Source organism: Streptomyces sp. NPDC048637 (assembly GCF_040650675.1).
In the GTDB taxonomy this organism is placed as follows: Bacteria; Actinomycetota; Actinomycetes; order Streptomycetales; family Streptomycetaceae; genus Streptomyces.
Map to the genome: position 1 here is coordinate 163,942 of NZ_JBEZHQ010000009.1, position 21,093 is coordinate 185,034.

At 70.2% G+C, this 21,093-nt stretch carries 16 protein-coding genes and 1 pseudogene; 11 read left to right on the plus strand and 6 right to left on the minus strand.

Annotation, left to right across the window (positions count from 1 at the left end; all coding sequences use genetic code 11):
• Positions 1–2: 2 nt before the first annotated feature.
• Positions 3–2,087 (minus strand): annotated as a pseudogene (locus AB0C46_RS14970) (beta-ketoacyl synthase N-terminal-like domain-containing protein); the annotation flags it as partial.
• Positions 2,088–2,987: 900 nt separating this feature from the next.
• Between AB0C46_RS14970 and AB0C46_RS14975 the strand changes: the two are divergent.
• Together AB0C46_RS14975 and AB0C46_RS14980 are read left to right on the plus strand one after the other, a co-directional pair.
• Entirely contained in the window at positions 2,988–3,359 is a 372-nt protein-coding gene (locus AB0C46_RS14975; RefSeq protein WP_362828230.1) for a hypothetical protein, read from the plus strand.
• Between the two features lie 2 nt (positions 3,360–3,361).
• Positions 3,362–4,372, plus strand: a complete 1,011-nt coding sequence (locus AB0C46_RS14980) for an ACP S-malonyltransferase (protein WP_362828231.1) — start codon at positions 3,362–3,364, stop codon at positions 4,370–4,372.
• Positions 4,373–4,437: 65 nt separating this feature from the next.
• Here the strand turns inward: AB0C46_RS14980 and AB0C46_RS14985 are convergent, their stop codons facing one another.
• Both AB0C46_RS14985 and AB0C46_RS14990 read right to left on the minus strand, forming a co-directional pair.
• Positions 4,438–5,094: a response regulator transcription factor gene (locus AB0C46_RS14985; protein WP_362828232.1), complete on the minus strand. Its 657-nt coding sequence runs from the start codon at positions 5,092–5,094 to the stop codon at positions 4,438–4,440.
• Positions 5,076–6,974, minus strand: coding sequence for a histidine kinase (locus AB0C46_RS14990; protein WP_362828233.1), 1,899 nt, complete (start codon positions 6,972–6,974; stop codon positions 5,076–5,078). Before AB0C46_RS14990 ends, AB0C46_RS14985 begins: the two co-directional genes overlap by 19 nt.
• A gap of 816 nt (positions 6,975–7,790) precedes the next feature.
• Here AB0C46_RS14990 and AB0C46_RS14995 point away from each other — a divergent pair.
• From AB0C46_RS14995 to AB0C46_RS15035, 9 genes are all read left to right on the plus strand, one after another.
• The gene (locus AB0C46_RS14995) at positions 7,791–9,923 is read left to right on the plus strand and encodes a prolyl oligopeptidase family serine peptidase (protein ID WP_362828234.1); all 2,133 of its coding nucleotides are present in this window, start codon (positions 7,791–7,793) and stop codon (positions 9,921–9,923) included.
• 419 nt (positions 9,924–10,342) lie between these two features.
• Positions 10,343–10,927 (plus strand): Rieske (2Fe-2S) protein, encoded by a 585-nt coding sequence (locus tag AB0C46_RS15000; RefSeq protein WP_362828235.1) that lies wholly within the window; start codon positions 10,343–10,345, stop codon positions 10,925–10,927.
• A 408-nt stretch (positions 10,928–11,335) separates the two neighbouring features.
• Entirely contained in the window at positions 11,336–12,628 is a 1,293-nt protein-coding gene (locus AB0C46_RS15005) for an FAD-dependent monooxygenase (protein WP_362828236.1), read from the plus strand.
• Positions 12,629–12,892: 264 nt separating this feature from the next.
• A complete protein-coding gene (locus AB0C46_RS15010) occupies positions 12,893–13,855 on the plus strand; it encodes an alpha/beta hydrolase (RefSeq protein ID WP_362828237.1) in 963 nt (320 codons plus the stop codon).
• 304 nt (positions 13,856–14,159) lie between these two features.
• Positions 14,160–15,299 (plus strand): inorganic phosphate transporter, encoded by a 1,140-nt coding sequence (locus AB0C46_RS15015; RefSeq protein WP_362828238.1) that lies wholly within the window; start codon positions 14,160–14,162, stop codon positions 15,297–15,299.
• 76 nt (positions 15,300–15,375) lie between these two features.
• Entirely contained in the window at positions 15,376–15,615 is a 240-nt protein-coding gene (locus tag AB0C46_RS15020) for a hypothetical protein (protein WP_362828239.1), read from the plus strand.
• A gap of 711 nt (positions 15,616–16,326) precedes the next feature.
• Positions 16,327–17,058, plus strand: a complete 732-nt coding sequence (locus AB0C46_RS15025) for an NAD(P)H-binding protein (protein WP_362828240.1) — start codon at positions 16,327–16,329, stop codon at positions 17,056–17,058.
• A 124-nt stretch (positions 17,059–17,182) separates the two neighbouring features.
• A complete protein-coding gene (locus AB0C46_RS15030; RefSeq protein ID WP_362828241.1) occupies positions 17,183–17,452 on the plus strand; it encodes a helix-turn-helix domain-containing protein in 270 nt (89 codons plus the stop codon).
• A gap of 4 nt (positions 17,453–17,456) precedes the next feature.
• The gene (locus AB0C46_RS15035; RefSeq protein WP_362828242.1) at positions 17,457–18,245 is read left to right on the plus strand and encodes a GNAT family N-acetyltransferase; all 789 of its coding nucleotides are present in this window, start codon (positions 17,457–17,459) and stop codon (positions 18,243–18,245) included.
• A gap of 86 nt (positions 18,246–18,331) precedes the next feature.
• On the opposite strand, the gene AB0C46_RS15040 is transcribed toward AB0C46_RS15035, so the two are convergent.
• The 3 genes from AB0C46_RS15040 to AB0C46_RS15050 all read right to left on the minus strand — a co-directional run bounded on the left by AB0C46_RS15040 (position 18,332) and on the right by AB0C46_RS15050 (position 21,092).
• Positions 18,332–19,024 (minus strand): DUF4232 domain-containing protein, encoded by a 693-nt coding sequence (locus AB0C46_RS15040; protein ID WP_362828243.1) that lies wholly within the window; start codon positions 19,022–19,024, stop codon positions 18,332–18,334.
• A gap of 328 nt (positions 19,025–19,352) precedes the next feature.
• On the minus strand, positions 19,353–19,877 hold the full coding sequence (locus AB0C46_RS15045; protein WP_362828244.1) for an NUDIX domain-containing protein: 525 nt from the start codon (positions 19,875–19,877) through the stop codon (positions 19,353–19,355).
• A 102-nt stretch (positions 19,878–19,979) separates the two neighbouring features.
• Positions 19,980–21,092: an NADP-dependent oxidoreductase gene (locus AB0C46_RS15050; protein WP_362828245.1), complete on the minus strand. Its 1,113-nt coding sequence runs from the start codon at positions 21,090–21,092 to the stop codon at positions 19,980–19,982.
• Position 21,093 lies beyond the last annotated feature (1 nt).

Here is a 21,093-nt window from a genome sequence, read left to right on the forward strand (position 1 = left end):
CGTTACCTGCCGGCCTCCAGTTCGCTGTCGAGGATGTCGAAGAGTTCCTCGGCGGTGGCGGAACCCAGTGCGGACTCCTGTGCCCGCTCTTCGGGGTGATGCGTTTCGGCCCATGTGGTGAGCAGTCCGCGCAGCCGGGCCGCGACCCCGTCGTACTCCTCGTCATCCGGGGTGACGGCCGCCAGCTCCGCCTCCAGCCACCGTATACCGGCCAGCACCGAGGTGGTCCGGTCCGCCTCGCTGTCGATGAGCCGAGTGGCCAAGTGCTCGGCGACCGCCTCGGGTGTGGGGTGGTCGAAGACCAGCGTGGACGGCAGGGTCACCCCGGTGGCGGCGGTCAGCCGGTTGCGCAGTTCGACCGCGGCGAGTGAATCGAGACCGAGTTCGAGGAAGCCCCGCCCGCCGGCCACCGCCTCCGGGCGGTCATAGCCGAGGACCTCGGCGACCTGCGAACGGACCAGGCCCAGCAGGGTGCGCCGCTGCTCCTCGGCGGAGAGCGCCGCCAGCCGGGTGGCCAGGGAATCCGCGGCCGGAGCCGGGGTTCCGGCCGCGGCGGCAGTCCGGGACGGGGCCCGGACCACCCCGGCCAGCAGTGCGGGGACGCCGCCGGCGCGGGCCCGGAGCACGGCCTGGTCGATCCGCAGCGGGACCAGGGTGGTCTCTGCGGTGGCGAGCGCGGCGTCGAACAGCGCCAGGCCTTCGGCCGGGGCGAGCGGCGGGAAACCGGACCGGGCGGCCCGGCGCAGGCCGGCCTCGCCGAGCCGGCCGGCCATGCCGCGGGGGCGACCGGAGTCCGGCCACTCGCGTGCCCGGGTGAGCAGCTCCACCGCGCCGGCCGACCAGTCCACCTGCGGCGAGGGCTCGTCCACGTGCAGGGTCTTCGGCAGCACCCCGTGCCGCATGGCGAGCACCATCTTCATCACACCGGCTACGCCCGCGGCGGCCTGGGTGTGCCCGATGTTCGACTTGATCGAGCCCAGCCAGAGCGGCTGGTCCTCCTGCCGGTGCTGCCCGTACGTGGCCAGCAGCGCCTGCGCCTCGATCGGGTCACCCAGCCTCGTACCGGTGCCGTGCGCCTCCGCCGCGTCCACGTCACCGGTGGACAGCCGGGCGTTGGCCAGCGCCTGCCGGATCACCCGCTGCTGCGCCGGACCGTTCGGCGCGGTCAGCCCGCTGCTCGCACCGTCCTGGTTGACCGCGGAGCCCCGCACCACGGCGAGGATCGGATGCCCGTTGCGCTGGGCGTCCGACAGCCGCTCCACCAGCAGCACACCGGCGCCCTCGCCCCAGCCGGTGCCGTCCGCGGCGGCCGCGAACGACTTACAGCGGCCGTCGGCCGCGAGACCGCGCTGCCGGGAGAAGTCGATGAAGGTCTCCGGGGTGAACATGACAGTCACACCACCGGCCAGCGCCATGCTGCATTCGCCGGCCCGCAGGGCCTGAATCGCCCAGTGCAGCGCCACCAAGGAGGAGGAGCAGGCGGTGTCGACGGTCACCGCTTGTCCCTCCAGGCCGAAGAGGTACGCCACGCGGCCCGAGACCACGCTGGAGTCGGCCCCATTGCCCTGGAACGCCGCGACATCCTCGGCAACACCGGAGACGCCCGCACCGTAGTCGTGGTACATCACGCCGGTGAACACGCCGGTCTTGCTGCCCCGCAGCGAGGTCGGGTCGATCCCGGCACGTTCGATGGCTTCCCAGGACACCTCCAGCAGCAGCCGCTGCTGCGGGTCCATCGCCACCGCCTCGTGCGGGGAGATCCCGAAGAACCCCGGATCGAATTCCGCCGCCTCGTGGAGGAATCCGCCCTCCCGGGTGTACGAGGTGCCGATGTGCTCGGGGTCCGGGTGGTACAGCGAGTCCACGTCCCAGCCACGGTCGACGGGGAACTCCGAAACGCCGTCGGTCCCGGTGGACACCGCCGCCCACAGCTCCTCCGGTGAGGACACCCCACCGGGATAGCGGCACGCCATTCCTACGATGGCGATCGGCTCCGACTCTTTTCGCTCGGTTTCCGTCAACCGGGCGCGAGTATCCCGAAGCTCAGCCGTTGTCCGCTTGAGGTACTCGAGCAGCTTTCCCTCGTTGTTCGCCACCGTATTCCACTCCACTGAATCGGTCGGAGGACCTTTACGTCGATGACACCGAAAGACACCGAACGCCACGACACCTGTACGGCGCACACGGCAGCGGCAGACCCTGCCGTGCCGGCCGCCGCATCAATCGCCCTGTTGAGGGCACGCAATTAGTCCGCGCAGTCGGCTTCCCAAGAATTCCAAGCTCGACAGATCCCCCTTCGACTCACTGCGCGCCACGCTACGGAGCCGTCGGCAGGTACTCCAACCCCTAGCCTCCCCTAAGGGATATCGCGCAACCCTGAGATATGGGCGGGGCAGTGATGGCTGTTCAGGGGTTGTGCCGGCGGTTCCGTCACGATCACGCTCACGCTCGCGCTCGCGCTCGCGCTCGCGCTCGTGGTGAATTACCCGGCGCACGGGTGTGAAGCAGGGGAGTTCCGCAAGTGCAGGGAAGTTCGGCACATGCCGGGAAGTTCCGCGCGTGCAGGGAAGTTCCGCGCGCGGATACGGGTCGCGGGAAGGCCGGGTGGCGAAATCACCGGCCGCGGCCCCGCGTGCCTCAGGCCCGCCGACGGCCCACGGCCGTTCCGTCAGCAGTGGCGGCGCGGCCCTTTCCCCTGCTCACGGCAGCCATTCATGCCTGGGCAGCCCGCCGCCACCCGGGCCGCGAAGCGATCGGGGCGCGCGAAATCCCACGTCACTTGCGGTGGCCAGGTTAGAGCGGGGATCCCACGCGGGCTACCCCTATCCCGTACCGGCGAACCCCCTAATTTGCGCCATGCATCAGGCCGTCCCGATTGCTCCGCACATCGGTGACAGGCGAGGAGCGGACCGGATACGCTGAACCCGCTACGGCCGTCATCCAGAAGGGTGTTGACGACCACAGCACAAGACATGGGGAGGATTCATATGGCCAGGGGGGCGGCCCGTGTCCGTGTCCTCGCGTTAGCACTGGTACTGCTGACCGCGGGGTGCACGGAGAAGGGGCATTCCAATAAGTCGTCCGAACTCAAGGACAAGGCTTCCGCCTGTGTGAAGGCACTCCGGATCGTCGATCTGGTGCCGGACCCGAAGAAGGCCGAAGACTACGAGAAAAAGGGCAAGGAATTACGCGAGCTGTCGAAGAACGTGCGTGACCGTGAGGCCGCGAAGGCCATGCGCCAGGTGGCCCATCAATATGGCATGGCACGAGCGGAGGCCGCACGCGATTTCGGCCGGGTGGCGGTGTGGGTCAAGGGGACCATCACCAACATCAAAACATTGAAAAAGGTGTGTGCCTGAGCATGGGGCAGACTGAAGCGCAGGGGTGGGACTCCCCTACTGCGCCGGCCGGCGGGCGAGGCTCCGGTACGGCGCCGCGGACCGCCGTACTGTTCCCCGGCATGGGCCGGTTCGATTTCGCGAGCGCCGGCCGGTTCCTGGTGCTCGACCGGTATGCACGCGACCGGCTCGCGGCCGCCGACGAGGTGCTCGGCTACTCCGTACTGGAGCGGTTCCACGACGCCGGCGCCGACTACTCCGAGTACGCCCAGTTGGCCTTCCTCATCGCCTCGCTCGCCGCCGCGGACCGGGCCGAGGACCGGTTCGGTATGCGCCCGGACGTCTGTGCCGGGGCCAGCTTCGGCCAGAAGGCAGCGGCCGTGTACGCCGGTTCGCTCGATTTCACCGATGTCGTACGGATGACGGCGGAGCTGGCGCGCTGCGAGAAAGAGTACTTCACCACCGAGCACTCGGACGTGGTGACGCACTCCGTTTACCGCGTTCCGGACGAAGAGTTCCATGCCCTGCTGGACGACATGCGGGCCCGGGGTGAGTGGTTCGACATTTCCGGGGAGCTGGAACGCGGGTTCTACATGGTGTCGCTGCCCGAATCCCGGGTCGAGGAGTTCATCCGGGCGGTGCGGGGCCTCGGCGGATACTCCCTGTACACCATGCGCCCGCCGGTGCATGCCAGTGCGTTCGGCGCACTGCGCCGCAAGGCGGAGGCGGAGGTCTTCCCCCAGTACCGGATCAAGGCGCCCCGGCTGCCCGTGATCTCGGACGCCGACGGAACGGTGGTGGACTCCGCGGAGGCGATGCGGACGATGCTGCTGGACACCTTCGACCGGGCGATCCGCTGGCCGGACATGGTGACCTCGATGGTCGGGCTCGGCGTGGACACGCTCTATGTCACCGGCGCCGATGACATGTTCCATCGGCTGAACTGCACGGTCCGCAACTTCGACGTCATCACGGTCAACCCGAAGAACGCCCTGCGCCCGGGGCCACCGAACCTCCGAACCCGGGCCGCCTGATGCCGGTCCGATGAGCCGGTGCGATGAGCCGGTGCGATCCCCGGCGCCGGCCCACCGGACAATCTCTAGTCCAGGTTCGCGCTGTTCAAGTAGGCGAGGACCGCGAGCACCCGGCGGTTGGTGTCGTTGGAGTTGGTCAGATTCAGCTTGGTGAAGACGCTGGCGATGTGTTTGCTCACCGCGCCCTCGCTGATGTAGAGGCGGTTCGAGACCGCCGCATTGGAACAGCCCTCGGCCATCAGCTCCAGGACCTCCCGTTCCCGGGCGGTCAGGGTACCGAGCGGCTCCTGATGGGCATTGCTCTCCACCAGTTTGGAGATGACCTCCGGGTCCATCGCGGTACCGCCCTCGGCGACCCGGCGCAGCGCGTCCACGAACTGCGTGGCGTTGCACACCCGGTCCTTCAGCAGATATCCGATGGCACCGGAACCGTCGGCCAGCAGCTCGCGCGCATAGAGCTGCTCGACGTGCTGGGACAGCACCAGGACGGGCAGGCCGGGGATCCGCCGGCGGGCCTCGTGCGCCGCCTGCAGCCCCTCATCGGTGAAGGTGGGCGGTAGCCGGACATCCACGATCGCGACATCGGGCCGGTGCTCCTGCACCGCCGTGAGCAGCTCCGGCCCGGTCTCGACTGCGGAGACGACCTCGAAGCCGTGCGCGGTGAGCAGATGGGTCAGACCTTCGCGCAGCAGGTAGAGGTCCTCTACGAGGACAACACGCACGGAATCTCCAGAGTGACTGTGGTGGGACCGCCAAGTGGACTGTGCACGGCGAGACTTCCGTCGAATGTAGCGAGCCGCCGCTGAACGCCGCGCAGCCCGCTGCCCTTCGCCGGATCGGCGCCACCGGCCCCGTTGTCGGTGATCGCGATCCGCAGATGCTGCGCCGTGTGGCGCACGTCGATGCGCACACGGTCCGCTTCGGCGTGCTTGGAAACATTGGTGAGCAGTTCGGACACCGCGAAATAGGCGGCGGACTCGACCGGGCGCTCCGGGCGGCCGGGCAGGTCGATCCGCAGACCGACCGAGAGCGGCGAGTCCAGGGCCAGCCCGCGGATGGCGTCCGCGATACCGCGTTCGGCGAGCACCGGCGGGTTGATCCCGCGGATCAGATGGCGTAACTCGATGAGCGCCTTCGCGGAGGCTTCCCTGGCGGTCCCGACCATCATCTTGGCGGAAGCCGGGTCCCGTTCGATGAGCGCTTCGATGGCGCCGAGTTTCATCCCCATGGCCACCCACTGCGCCTGCGCTCCGTCATGCAGATCCCGTTCGATCCGGCGCAGCTCGGAGGAGAGGGTCTCCCGGGCCTCCATCCGGGTCTCGGTGAGCTGGTCCACCCGGCGGCCGAGCAGCGCCGACTTGGTCGGCCCGAGGAGGAGCCAGCTCCACAGGCCGTGCAGCCGCAGCAGCGGGATGGCGAGCAGGCTCCCGGTCAGGGTGCCGATCAGGCCGATCAGCGGGGCGGTGGCGATCGGGTAGTCGCCGATGACCGGGATGGCATGGATGAGCAGGGGCCAGCGGTCGAACGTGTGGAAGTCGACGAAGGGCTGCAGCAGCGATGCCCAGGCCCACGACCAGATCAGGCCGAAGAAGCAGTAGCCGGTGATGACCACGGGCAGCGCGGCGAGCAGCACCCCGACCACGGGGTCGAGCAGCAGCCACAGCAGGTCCCGCCAGGTGGCCAGATCCCGTGCGTTCTGCCGGTACCGCAGGGACCGCAGCGCCATCTCCGGGGTGCGGTACAGCGTGCGGCCGATCTGGTAGGTGCCGTCGGGCCGGGGCGGTGGCAGGGCCGGTTCGGGCAGATACGGCCGGTCGATCCGGATGCCGGTCCACTCCTGGATCTGATGCCGGCGCCAGGAGGTGAGCTGCCGGCCGGCGACCAGCACGGTCGGCCAGGCCCACAGCAGGATCGGCACCATGGCCAGCAGATGCATGAGGGCGGCGGCCAATTCGGCGACCGCGAGTCCGGCGGTGAGCGCCAGCCGCCAGGTGGCGAGCCCGCCACGGCCGATCCAGATCAGCGCACGGCGTATCCCGGAGTCGGGCGCGGACGCGAGCAGTTGGCAGGTCCAGCGGCCGTGCAGATGGAGCAGGACCGGTCCAAAGCCGAAGCCGGCCAGCGCCGTCGCCACGGCGATCGGGACGGTGATCCCGGCATGTCCCGGCCAGTTCCAGGGGAACGTGGCTCCCACCACGACCAGGATGAGCGGCAGCAGCGCCGTGATGCTGCCGACGAAGGGGTTGATCAGCATCCACAGGATGTCCCGGGAGGTGGCCGGGTCCTTGAACAGCCAGTCCCAACGCCGTTCGTAGGAAAGCTTCTTCGGGGTCAGATAGAGCCGGTTCTTGTAGCGGTACCAGCCGTCGTGTTCGGGCTCGGGGGGTGGTGGCGGGGGTTGGTAGGGCACCGGAATGTCCACCCCGCACCACCGGCTCGCGAGGATGCGGTACACATTGAGCGGATCGCGGTACCACTGGGCGAGCGACTGGATGCCGCAGAGCGTGCCGAGGCCGACGGCGGCCAGCATCGGGCCGGCGGTGAGTCCCAGCCCGCACAGCGCAAGGCCGCGCAGGGGCGCCCACAGGTGCCGTCCGAACATCGAATCTCCCCGTATTTTCCGATGCCCCCGGCGGGAGCGATCGCCGGATGCCACGATACCGACCGGGGGTAGGGGTTCTCGGTTTCCTTTGGCCGACACCCATGGCCTCAATAGGGTGGCATTGGCCGGGAATCGATCCTCAATTCCCGGGGCCCGAGCGTGGTGTGCGGTACAGCGCATATCAGTGACGCGTCCTGTAGCGGATCGGCACCTTCCGTACGGCCACCCCGATCACCGCCGCTCTCCGCCATCTTCCCCAACACATGGCCGGAAAAGGAGCATTGCCCCTACAGGGATGGCCGACTGAAGCCGCCGCCGGCACCACTCCTGCGGACTCCACCCGCATCCAGCGGGGACCAGCTGCTGTTCGGCGAGGCCGACCCCGCCACGCTGGCCTCGGCACGCCGGACCACGCCCTACCTCAGGGACCGCCGCCCGGAGCTGTACGGGAGCTGATCCCGGCGGTCGGTCCCGCCCAAGGTCCGCCTCGACGGGACCCTGTGGTAGAAGTACCGAAATCGTCGGCTCGACGATTCCCGGGAGCGGCCCGCCCGCACGCACCGGCGTGACAGCACGGACGCCGTGCCTCCGGTCGTCTTCCCCACCGGCCACGGCTTCGCCGGTCGCTGGACATTCATTCCCTTTGTGCCCGGTCAGGTACCGGCGCTCGGCGCTGCGCGCAAACACGTCGCCACCGGGCCTTCTCCCTGCATCCGGGCCATGCCTAAGTTGCCTCCAGGGATCGCCGTGCCCCGGGACCACCACAGACCGGAACGCCGCAGACCGGAACACCCTCAGTATCTGGAGGACAGCATCTTGCTCAGCAGCACCGTGACATCCGAGCCGCCCACGAACTCCGCCGACTTTCCCCGTCAGTTCGCCCGCAGCCGCCGCTTCTCCCTCGGAGTGCCCAGGCATTTCACCGTCTCCCCCGACGGCCGCCGGGTGCTCTTCGTCCGTACGGTCTCGGGCACCGATCCCGTGGGCCGGCTGTGGCAGTACGAGGACGGCACGGAACGGCTGTTGGCCGATCCGGCGCTCCTGGTAGGGGCCGGTCCCGGGGCGGTCCCCGAGGAGGAGCGGCTGCTCCGGGAGCGTACCCGCGAGCGGTCGGTGGGAGTGGTGTCGTACGCGACGGACGAGGCCGCCCGTCTGGTGGCGTTCGCGCTGTCGGGAGCCCTGTGGGCGGTGCGTACCGACGGCGGCACACCGTTCTCCGTCCCCGCGGCCGGTCCGGTGATCGACCCCCGCCCCTCCCCCGACGGCCGGTACATCGCCTATGTGAGCCGCCGCTGTTTCCACGTCGTCGATCTGGCCGGCACCGACCGGCAGCTGGCCGGCGCGGAGGGCCCCGACATCTCTTACGGGCTCGCCGAATACGTGGCCGCCGAGTCCATGAACCGGCTGCGCGGCTACTGGTGGGCGCCGGACAGCCGCCGCGTCCTGCTGGCCAGGGTCGACACCAGTCCTGTGGAACAGCGTTACATCGGCGATCCCGCCGACCCGACGAAGCCGCCGCAGGCGATCCGCTACCCGGCGGCCGGCACCCCCAACGCGGAGGTCAGCCTGCAGCTCCTCTCACTGGAGGGTGAGCGGGTCGAGGTGGAGTGGGACCGTAAGGCGTACGAGTACGTCGTGGCGGCCGGCTGGGATACGCACGGTCCGTACATCACCGTGCAGAGCCGCGACCAGCGCATAGTGCGCACGCTCGCGATCGACCCGGAGACCGGTGCCACCGAGGTGCTGCATGAGCGGACCGACCCCGCCTGGGTGGAGCTCGTCGAGGGCACTCCGGCCCGTACAGCGTCGGGCGCCCTGGTGCTCCCCGAGGACGAGGCCGACACCCGGTATCTGACCGTCGGCGGCCGACGGGTCACCCCGTCGGGACTGCAGCTGCGCGCGGTCCTCGGGGTCGAGGGCGAGCGGGTGCTGTTCACGGCGAGCGAGGATCCGCTGGAGACGCATGTGTGGTGCCATGAGCCCGGCCGCGGCAACCGCCGGCTGAGCCGGGACCCCGGCAGGTACACGGGCGTGGCGCGGGGCGGCACGGTCGTCCTGGCGGGCGTGACCCCGCGGGGCGACGAGGCGGGCGTGCTGCGGGGCGACGGGGCGGCCGGGGACCCGCCCTACCAGGCGCTCACCTCGCTCGCCGAGGAGCCGTCGGTCATCCCGCGGCCGGTCCATCTCACGCTCGGGGAACGGCAGTTGCACGGCACCCTCTTCCTGCCGTCGTGGCACGAGGAGGGCACCGGAAAGCTGCCGGTGCTTCTCGACCCGTACGGGGGGCCGGGCATACAGTGCGCGGGACGGGCTCGCGAGTGGTTCACCTGTGTGTCGCAGTGGTTCGCCGAGCAGGGGTTCGCGGTGCTGGTGGTCGACGGACGCGGAACCCCGAACCGGGGCCCGGCCTGGGAGAAGACCATTCACGGCGACCAGCTCACACCCGCGCTGGAGGACCAGGTGGATGCGCTGCGGGCGGCCGGGGAGCGCATCGGCGACCTGGATCTGACGCGGGTGGCGATCCGCGGCTGGTCGTTCGGCGGGTTCCTGGCCGCGGCCGCCGTGCTGCACCACCCCGAGATCTTCCACGCGGCGGTCGCCGGCGCCCCGCCCACCGACCAGCGGATGTACGACACCCACTGGAAGGAGCGGTACCTGGGCCACCCCGAGGAACAGCCGGAGAACTATGTGCGCTCCTCCCTGATCGGCCACGGCCATCTGCTGCGCCGCCCGCTGCTGCTGGTCCACGGGCTCGCGGACGACAACGTGGCTGCCGCGCACACTCTGCGCTTCTCGGCGGAGCTGCTCGCAGCGGGCAAGCCGCACAGTGTGCTGCCGCTGCCCGGTGCCACGCATCTGCCGGCCGACGACACGGTCAATGCGCAGCTGCTGCACTTCCAGCGGGACTTCCTGCTGAAGGCGCTGGAGGAGCACGCCGACCAGGGCTGACGGGGTAGCTCGCGCCCGGCGGTGCCTTCTGGCCGGCCTGCCGGGCGGCTTCTTGCCGGGTGCGTTCTTGCTGGGTGCCTTCGTGCCGGGTGCTTCGGCCGGTCGCGGCCCGTCGCGGCCCGTCGCTCCGGCCGGTCGCTCCAGCTGGTCGCTCCGGTCGTCGGTCTCCTTCGTGGGCGTCCCTCAAGGCAGCCGGTCGGTGTCCGTCACGGCCACCGCTCGTCCGCTTCCGTCCACCCATCCACCCGTCCTCCACCCGTCCCCCCATCCACCCGTCCGTCGGCCGCTCCGGCGGATGGCACATGCCACCTGCCCGCGTTGAACGCTCCGGGCGGTGGCTCCGTATGGACCTTGTGCAACGTCCATGGAGCAGGAGCACAACGCGCACCGAAGGCACCACCAAGAACCGGAGGCACACCATGGCTCGACAGGCAGCGTCGGAGCGGACGGCGACCGAAGCGACGACGGCGACGGAGGAGACCGGCCTGGCGCCGGCGGGGCGCGGGGCAGGGCGGCGGGCCGTCGTCGCGGCGGTCGGCGCGGCCGGGCTCACGGCCGCACTGGCGGCCTGCGGCGGCAGCATGGCGGACGAGGGGAGCGGCAGCTCCAAGGCCACGGGTGACGATCAGGCCGCCCCGGGGACGAGCGGAGGCGGCGACAGCGGTTCGGGCGGCACCGGAGGAAGCGGGGCGGACGGTTCCGCTGGTGGGGAGGCCGGCCCCGCCCTCGCCAAGACGTCGGAGATCCCCAAGGGCGGGGGCAAGATCTTCAAGGGCGAGAAGGTCGTCGTCACCCAGCCCCAGGACGGCGACATCAAGGCCTTCTCCGCGATCTGCACTCACGCGGGCTGTGTCGTCGGCGAGGTCGCCGGCGGCACCATCAACTGCATGTGCCACGGCAGCAAGTTCGACATCACCGACGGCAGCGTGAAGACCGGCCCCGCCACAAAGGGGCTGGCACCCGCCAAGGTGACCGTCAAGGGCGGATCGGTCACCCTCGGCTGACGGCACGGCCACCCAGCCGCCCGCCGGGCCGGAGTCCCGGCGGGCGGGTGCCACGTTCACCGCTCAGGCCGCTGGGGAGAATCTGGGGAGAGCCAAGCCCGCTCCCCTTCGAGCTGCCGTCCGCTGTCGTTTCTCGACGACCTTGCCCGGGCTGCCAGCAGCCAGGCCGCCGCGCACGTCACCGCCGGTACCTGCAAGGAACGCTTCGAGTTCGTACTGAACATGCAAGTGGTCGCGTTTCGAGCGGAGTTGGACCGTACGGGCGGCGTTCCGACCTGACTCGGTCCGGGCCCGGAACGGGGTTACGTGCAGGGTCGCCCCGTCGGCGCCTCGCGGAACCCGGCAGCCGGAATGTGCGTTGTGCTTCCCAACAACCTTCCCGACCACGGGAGAACGGAGGGACGGCCGATGCGAGTCACCGTCGTGGGAGGGGGCATCGCCGGGCTGACCTGCGCGCTGAGCCTGCACGCCGCAGGGTTCCGTCCGCAGGTGCGGGAGGCAGCACGGACGATCGAGGCGGTCGGCGTGGGAATCAATCTGCTGCCGCACGCGGTACGGGAACTCGCGGAACTCGGCCTGGCCGACGAACTGGCCGCCATCGCGCTGCCCCCGCAGCGGCTGAGCTACCGCGACCGGGCGGGCGAGCCGGTGTGGGAGGAAGCCCTGGGGCTCGCGGCGGGTTACCGCTGGCCGCAGTACTCCGTACACCGCGGCCGTCTGCACCTGATGCTGCTGGCGGCGGTGCGCAAGCGCCTGGGGTCGGACTGCATCCGCACCGGTCTGCGCTTCCAGCGCTTCGAGCAGACGCCGCACGGCGTGCGGGCCCATTTCCTGGACCGGGCCGGCGGCACACCCGTGGCCGAGGACGCCGACCTGCTGATCGCTTGCGACGGCATCGACTCCGCGGTACGCGCCCAGCTGTACCCGGCCGAAGGCCCCTCGCACGGGAACGGCGTCCACATGTGGCGCGGGGTCGCACCGTACCCTCACCTCCTCGACGGCCGGTCGATCGTGGTGGCCGGCGGCACCCCCGGTGCGAAGTTCGTCGCCTACCCGATCGAGGACCGGGTGGCGAAGGACCGGGTGGCGAAGAGCGGCGACGCCCTGATGAACTGGGTGCTCGAAGTGCGCCACAGCACGCGCGCCGCACCGCTGGACCGCTCGAACCGCTCGAACCGCCGCATCACGACGGCGGAAGCCCTCACCGGCGTGACGGGCTGGAGCCTGCCGTGGGTCGACCTGGCGAAGCTGGTCGAGCGCTCATCGGCGATCTTCGAGTACCCCATGCTCGACCGCGACCCCCTGCCGCGCTGGAGCTTCGGCCGGGTCACGCTGCTCGGCGACGCGGCCCACCCGATGTTCCCGATGGGTATGAACGGCGGATCGCAGTCCATCGTCGACGCCCGGGTACTGGCCTGGTGCCTGGCCCGGGAGCACGACCCCGAGACCGCGCTCCGCCGCTACGACACGATGCGCCGGCCGACGGTCAACGCGATCGTCCTGGCCAACCGCGAGCTGGGACCGGAGAAGATCATCGCGCGGGCGGCGGAGCGCGGCGGGGCGCTGCCCGTCGACGAGGCCACGGAGATGGCGAGCGACTACAAGGAGCTGACCCGGGCGACAGTGGCACAGGTCAACTCCCGTGCCTCGTGGACCGTTTCGGGCGGGGCCGCGGAGGCGGCCATGGATCCGGCACGGTGAGGACGCGCCCGCGGGAGGGCCTCCATGACTGCCGCTGCCGACCTCACGGCGCTTCGTCGGTCGGTATTTCCGAACCTCGTCGATCGACGTCCGCAGTCGAGGATCGCAAAGGCCGCGACTACGATGGACATATCGCCCCATCGAGGGCTTGACCAGGGGCTCGGCCGGAAACCGGACGTGCGGTGACGCCGATGCCCCAGGACGGGCATCACGCGCCTGACCCTCTTCACCATGGGCTTCTCGGTAGTGACAGGGAGCATTGTCATGACTGCTCGAACCGCCTCGATCGTCCTGGAGCGCCCCGCGCAAGAGCTTGCCGACGCAACTTCGCACCACCCGTTCCTGTACGAGCTGAAGCCAACCGAAGCGCGTAAGGTCCTGGACGACCTGCAGGCCGCGCCGGTCGACAAGCTGCCGGTCGACGAGGAGTGGATCACCGTCACGGCCTCCGTGGGCGACGTGCGGGTGCGCATCGTCAAGCCGAAAGGCACCACCGGAACGCTGCCCGTCGTGCTGTACATGCACGGCGGCGGCTGGGTGCTGGGCAACGCGGACACCCACGACCGTCTGGTGCGGGAGCTTGCGGTCGGGGCCCGCACGGCGGTGGCCTTCGTGGAGTACACACCGTCGCCAGAGGCCCACTACCCCGTGGCCATTGAGCAGGGCTACGCCACCGCGCAGTGGATCACGCGCGAGGGGGCGTCGAAGGGCCTGGACGCGCGGCGCATGGCGGTGGCCGGCGAGTCGGTCGGCGGCAACATGACCGCTGCGCTGGCCCTCATGGCCAAGGAGCGCGGTGACGTCACCTTCGTGCAGCAGTCGATGTACTACCCGGTCACGGACGCGGCCATGGACACCGCTTCCTACGACGAGTTCGCCGATGGCTACTACCTCAGCCGCAAGCTGATGGAGTGGTTCTGGGACGCCTACACCACGAACCCGAAGCAGCGCTCGGAGATCACCGCCTCTCCCAATCAGGCCACGGCCGAGCAGCTCAGCGGCCTGCCGCCCGCCCTGCTGATCGTGGACGAGGCCGACGTGCTGCGCGACGAGGGCGAGGCGTACGCCGCCAAGCTGCGCGGCGCCGGCGTTCCGGTCACCACGGTGCGCTACGACGGCACGGTGCACGACTTCATGATGCTCAACTCGCTCAGTCAGTCCAAAGCCACCCGAGCAGCCGTCGATCAGGCCGTCTCGCTCCTGCGCGAAGCCCTCGGAACTGTCTAGTTGTTGTGGATCACGACGTGGTTGACAGCGCGTCCGTGCCAGTGACCGGCACAGGGCGATAGCCCTTCTCGTGAGCGGATGTCATGGGGGGGACCACGGCAGTGCGTCGCGGCTCCGAGGCCGTCGTACTACTCAACACCCGTCGCTGAGTCGGCACGGCACTGACTGCAGCCGGCCGCCAGCGACCGTCCTGCGTCGTCGCGTTGGCGGCGATCCGGAGCGGCACTTACCGTGGGAGGGGACCGGCGGTTCGCGCACTCGGTGAGCTGGGGTGGCCGGGCCGCCCCCGACGTGGAGGACCGGGATGGCATCTGTCTCCTTCCTGCTCGTGGCCGTGATCCTCACCGCTCTGGCCTTCGACTTCACCAACGGGTTCCACGACACCGCCAACTCGATGGCCACCTCCATCGCCACCGGGGCGCTGAGCCCCCGGGTCGCCGTCGCCGTCGCGGGTCTGCTCAATCTGGGCGGGGCCTTCCTCTCCACAGAGGTGGCCAAGACGATCTCGGGCGGCATAGTCCAAGACAGCGAAGTTTCCCTGGTGATGATCTTCGCCGGGCTGATCGGGGCGATCCTGTGGAATCTGGTGACCTGGCTCCTCGGGCTTCCGTCCAGTTCGTCCCATGCGCTGTTCGGCGGGCTGATCGGGGCGGTGTGGGTGGGGGCCGGGGGTTCCGCGGTGCGCTTCGGCGCGATCGTCGAGAAGATCGTGATCCCTGCGGTGGCCTCGCCGGTGGTGGCCTGCGTGATAGCGCTGCTGGCGACCTACCTCGCTTACATGATCACCCGTAGGACCTCGCGCCGCGCCGTCGGGAAGGGCTTCCGTGCGGGACAGATCGGGTCGGCGTCCTTGGTGGCGCTGGCGCACGGCACCAATGACGCCCAGAAGACGATGGGGGTCATCACCTTGGCGCTCATCTCAAGCGGGGCGCTCAGCCATGGCGCGGGGCCGCCCTGGTGGGTGGTGCTGAGCGCGGGCCTGGCGATCTCCCTGGGTACCTACGCGGGCGGTTGGCGGATCATCCGGACCATGGGCAAGGGACTCACCGACATCCAGGCCCCGCAGGGCTTCGCCGCCGAGACCAGCGCGACCGCGGTGATTCTCGCCTCGTCACACATGGGCTTCGCGCTGTCGACCACCCAGGTGTGCACGGGCAGCATCCTCGGCGCGGGGCTGGGCCGCAGGCTGGCACATGTGCGCTGGGGCGTCGCAGGGCGGATCGCGGTGTCCTGGTTACTGACACTGCCGGCCGCGGCCGCCGTGGGAGGCGTGGCAGCGTGGGTGGCTGGTCGGGGCGATGCGGGGGTGGCCCTGGTGGCGGGTGTCGCGCTGGCCGCCGCGGCGGCTTTCTACGTGCTCTCGCGCCGCCGCCCGGTGAGCCCGGAGAACGTCAATGAGGTGCCGGCAAGCACTGCGAAGCCCGCCGCCAGGTCGGCCGCCTGAGCCGGCCCGACCGGGCGGGCCGTCGCCGAGGAAGAGGCAGAGGAAGAGGAAGAACAGAAGAAGAAGGAGGGACGGGATGGACATCGACTGGGGCACTCTGGTTGGGGTCTTCGGAGTCAGCCTCGGGATCAGCGTGGTGGTCGTCGTGATGTTCTCGCTCGGCCTGGCCACGTGGGCCCGAGCCGGGCATGGGGAGACCGCCCCCGGCACCCCCCGGGGCCGGTACCAGAAGGTGGCAGCTGTCACAGCCGTGCTGTGCTTCGCCGCCTGCCTCGCGATCGCGGCCTACGGGATCGACCTGATCGTTCCCGTCTGAACCTCACCGGGACTGCGGGACTGCGTGGGCGTCCCTGGATGATCGAGGAGAGACTGGAAGGGGTAGCTGCGCCGGGTCGCGTCAAGGCCACTTGGCCACTCCCTGACCGTGCACAGCGGGCGAAGGGAGATCGCCGCGCGGTGGTGCCGTGGCTCGATGAGCCACCAGCTCTGACAGCCAGGATGGGCACCGGGCCGTGTTGAGCGCTGAGAGGACGAGAACATGACCGCCCCATACGAGACCATCAGCGTCAGCACCAGGTTGGACGGCAATGTCCTGTTCGCCACCTTCCACGCCCCGCCGATCAACCTCATCGGCCCCGGGCTTCCAGACCCGTGGCAGTACCGAACTCGACCTCGGTGCGGCGCTGGGCGGCTTGAAGGCCGTCGACTGATACCGATGACCCCACCATGCGTCCGGCCCTGCAGGTACTTCGCGCCAGGGCCATGACGCCGGTGGGCCGCGTCGGCCGTGGCCGGGGTGGCGTCCGACCCTGCCAAGCCGGCCCTCCTCGTCACCGGCGGACGGACGCCCGCTCGGCCTCACCCTGGATGCAGGGAACGGCCGGCGTATGGAGCGCCACGCCACGCGAGACGTCGTCAGCACGCAGCGCCACCGGCATGCCCAGCAGCGCACGGCCCAGCGTGCGCCGTGCACTGCACCGCCGCAATCTGGACACATGACCTATCGGGGCGCGACGAAAGGTGACCCATGAAGTTCGCAGTCATCGGCGGTACCGGTCTGATCGGGTCGCAGGTCGTGAAAAAGTTGAACGCCGCCGGGCACGAGGCCGTGCCGCACTCGCCGACCACAGGTGTCGACGTGATCACCGGCCAGGGCTTGGAGGAGGCGGTGGCCGGAGCAGACTGCCTCGTCAATCTGACGAATTCCCCGACCTTCGACGACGCCTCTCCCGCCTTCTTCCAGACCTCGATGGACAACCTTCTGGCCGCCGGCCACAAGGGCGGGGTGGGGCACTTCGTCATCCTCTCGATCGTCGGCGCGGACCAGGTGCCCGGCCTCGCCTATTACCGCGCCAAGGTCTTGCAGGAAGACATCCTCAAGGCCGGGCCGATCCCCTATTCGATCGTCCACGCCACCCAGTTCATGGAGTTCATCAACGCCTTCATGTCCTGGACCACCGAGGGCGACACCGTCCGCCTGCCCACCACCCCACTCCAGCCGATCGCCGCTCAGGACGTCTCCGACACCGTCGCCGAAGTCGCCGCCGGTACCCCTCTGAACGGAACCCTCAACGTCGGCGGGCCCGACGTCCATCCCCTCGACGAACTCGGCCGGATCACCTTGAACGCCCGACCCGACGGCCGCACGGTCATCACCGACGACACCGCCGGCATGTTCGCCGCCGTCGACGGCGATGTGCTCACCACCAAGGGCGACGCACGCATCGCCCCCACCCACTACACCGATTGGCTCACCTGAAGGTCGCTCCCGCCTGACCTGAGCCCGCCCAACCCGGCAGAAACGGCCGGCGAGTGTCCCACCGCCCCGTCCGTCGCTGCTCAGGTTCAACTGATCGTCGCCACACCCGAACTCTGGGGATGCGATGAAGTCGCGAAAGACGGCGCCGGGCCGGCCCCTGGCTGACGAGCGACGGAAGTTCCTTGAACTCGTTGGCCAGGGGGTGAGCATCAGAGAGGCCAGCCGGATCGTCGGCATCAACCGCCGGACCGGGCAAGAGTGGATGAACGGGCGTGCTGCACGCGTCAGGACCACGAAGCCGTCTGTCACGAGAACGCGGCCCGCGATGCAGCCCGTCACAGGCAAGGTGCGATCGAAACCCAGTGGTACGGCTTCCCTCTCCATGCTGCAGTGAGCGGATGAATCACGAGGAAGTACTTGCCCTGTTCGACCGCCAGCTGAGGCGCGACGCACAGGCCGACAGCCCCGGAACCCGTGTCGAGCGTGACGGCAACGTCGTGCGGCAGGTCGGCGCGGATCACGACTGGAACGGCGTCCTCTGGTCGGACCTCGACGAGACCACCGCGGAAGTGGCGATCAGAGCCCAGGCGCAGTACTTCACCACGCTTGGGCGCGAGTTCGAATGGAAGGCATACGCCCACGACCGTCCCGGTGACCTCGGGAGGCGACTGAAGTCGGCCGGGTTCACGCCCGAGCCGCAGGAGGCAGTCATGATCGCGCCCGTCCGGGACCTGCCCACAGACGCCACCTTGCCCGAAGGCGTCCACCTGCGTGCGGTGACCGACCCCGCCGGGGTAGACCTCGTGGCGGACGTCCACGAGCAGGCCTTCGGCACCAGCAGCGCCCGCCTGCGGCAGCGGCTGCTCGCCCAGCTCGCCCAGAACTCCGAAACCATCAGCATGGTCGTCGCGATGGCCGGCGACCTGCCCGTGTGCGCAGCGCGGATGGAACTGAACCCAGGCACCGACTTCGCCGGCCTTTGGGGCGGCGGCACCGTGGCTGCCTGGCGAGGCCGGGGTATCTACCGTGCTCTGGTCGCCCACCGCGCCCGGACCGCCGCCGACCTCGGCTACCGCTACCTTCAGGTCGACGCCACTGACCAAAGCCGCCCCGTCCTGCAACGACTCGGGTTCACCGTTCTGAGCACCACAACTCCCTACGTCTACGATCCCCACTGCGAGACGTAACCCGATGACACGGCTGCCAGATGCGCCCGGCGAACCTTCACGGCAGCGCGCGGCGCGTCCGGGGCGACGCGCCGCTGGCCGGGCCGTCAGAAGTCGTACGGCTTCTTGGTGTTCCAGTTCAGCACGTCGGCCTCGTTCCAGCTGAACTGCGGCTTCTCACCCTTGATGTTGACGGAATAGAAGGGGCCGTTCTGACCGTCCGCGCCGCGCAGTGCGAGGGCGAACGACTGCGCCGTGTGGTGCTTCGAGCCGTAGTCGAAGAGGTTCACCGCGCTGTATGCCGTGCCGCCGGGCTGGAGCGTGAGGTGCTTGCCGCCGCCGGAGTTGTCCTTCTTCGAGTGCGGCAGTGCGGTGCCGTCGACGTCGCCGAGCTTCACGGCCGGGTACGAGGTGACCCAGCACGGCTTGGTGCCCTTGTTCGACGCGGTGACCAGCAGGTGGTCGCCCTGCTGCCCGGCGAACCGGTGTACCGCGGTGAGCAGCATCTCGTCGCCGCGGCACTGCTGGGCGCCGGCCGTGGTGCCCTTGCCCGCGGCCTCGTCCGTCCCGCCCGGGGCGGTCGTCGAGCGTGCGCCGTCCTTGGCGTCACCGCCGCCGGCCCGCTCCGCGCCGTCCTTGCCGTCCCCGTTGGATGCGGACCGGCTCTGCGCGGTACCGGCGGCGTTGTCGCCGCCCGCCGCCTTCGCGCCGTCGTCGGCGCCGCCGCAGGCGGTCAGGCCCAGCGCCAGCGCGGCGGTGACGGCGGCCAGGGTGGCGGTACGAATCCGGGAAGTACGCATGATCAGGTTCCCCCTGTGTTTCGTGCGGGAGTCCTCTTTGGCCGTTCCCGCGGTGTGGACACCACTCTTCCCTGGGCCGCTGACGTTCTGGAAACGCTTCACTGACGTCCTGCAAACAAACCGCGCGAACGAGTGAGGCCGAGCGGCGCCCGTCTGGAGTTCCGCACCGTGGGTCTGGCGCCGCAGGCGGCCCCGAACAGTCTCACCCAGGCGGCCCGGAACAGTCTCACCTGCCCCCATGGCCACTACCGACCAGGCAGGAGGCCCTTTCCCGCGCCGAGGCGCAGGGAGGACGACGGGTCGGTCTCGATCACGAGGCTGCGGGGGTTCACCCTGGGTGCTGCGCGGCGTAGCGGATCAGGTGTTCCCGCCCATCCGGTACGAACTGCCAGTGGGGGTCGGATAGTTGGGCGGTCAGTTCGCTCCAGGGCAGCCACCAGCCGTCGGCGACCTCTGTCGGCTGGTGGACGACCGGCCCGTGCCGGCCCGGGGTGTAGAGCGTTTCGTAGACGTGCGCCAGGTAGTTGGTGTGTGCGTCGGTGTACCAGTGGCGCATGGTGGGGCGTAACACGCAGCCCCGTAGCCCCAGTTCCTCGGTGAGTTCGCGCTCGGCAGCGGAGAGTGGCTCCTCGCCGGCGGCGATCACCCCGCCGGCCCAGACATCGTGGAGGCCGGGATAGAGGTCCTTGGTCTCGGTGCGTCGGTGCACGTAGATACGCCCGTCGGCGTCGCGCACAAGGATCTTCACCGCCGCGTGCGGCAGGTTCTCGGCCCTCACCAGGCTCCTGGGCGCGGTGCCGACGACCCGGCCGGGCACCTCATCCTGGGCGTAGAGGGCGACGATCTCTTCCATGTTCAACTCCCTGTCCGTTGGGATCCCTTGGGCAGCCGCGACATCAGGTCATCGTCGTCGCCTCACCGAAACGTCCCCGGACGCACGACGGGGCACGCCGGATCAGGTGGGTTCCACCAGCACCGTGCCGAGATGACGGCCCGCCAGCAGGTCGATGAGCGCGCCGGGGGCCCGGTCGAGACCGGTCAGCCGTACGTGCGGGAAACGGACCGTACCGTTACGCAGCGCGCCGCTGAACTCCACCTCCCAGCAGTCGACCGACGCGTGGTGGTCGGCGGCCGACAGTCCGCTGAGGGTGATCCCTCGGGAGACGAGCCACAGGCTGTCGACGGCCGCCTCGGCCCGGGTTCCGCCGGCGGCCTGGTCGCCGAGGGCGCCCACCACCATGAACCTGGCCCTGCGGCGGGCCGCCGCCAGGGCGGCCTCGAACTGCTCGCCGCCCACCGTGTCGACCAGCACGTCGATGCCGTCCGGCGCCGCCGCGCGCAGCTGCTCCCCGATCGGGCCTTCGCCTCGCACCAGCACGGCGTCGAAGCCCAGCTCACGCTCCAGATAGTCGGCCTTCCAGCGGGATCCGACCGTTCCGATCAGCCGCCCGGCACCCTGCAGCCGGGCGAACTGGCCCGCGACACACCCGACCCCGCCGGCCGCCCCGGTGACCAGGACCGTGTCGCCGGAGCGCACGCGGCTGCCCCGGGCCACCGCCAGCCAGCCGACGAACCCCTGGGAGAGGCATGCCGCAGGATCGGGCCATCGGGCCGGGTCGACCCGTCGTACGGCGTCGGCGGGCAGCAGCGCGTATTCCTGCCAGCCGAAGTCGTGCCGGACCAGCTCGCCGGGGCGCAGTCCGGTCCCCGGGGCCTCGACCACCTCGCCGAGGGCGGCGCCGCGCAGGGCCCGGCCCGGCCGGTAGGAGGGCATCGGCAGCACCTCGGCATCCGCCATCAGGGTGCGGGTGGCAGCACCGATCCGCAGCACCAGATTCCGCACCAGCACCTGGCCGGCGGACGGTCGGCGCAGCGGGACCTCCACCGTCTCGAAATGCTCCGGCCGCAGCTCCCGGCCCGGGTGGGCGGCCAGCCGGACCTCACGGTGGACGGCGGGTGGCGCGGCGGAGCCCGCGCCGCCCCCCGCCGCCCCGAACCCGCTGCTGCCCGGGCGGCTTCCGGGATCCGGGCGGCCCGCGGCATCCGCTCCGGGCGTCCCCCGCGGCATC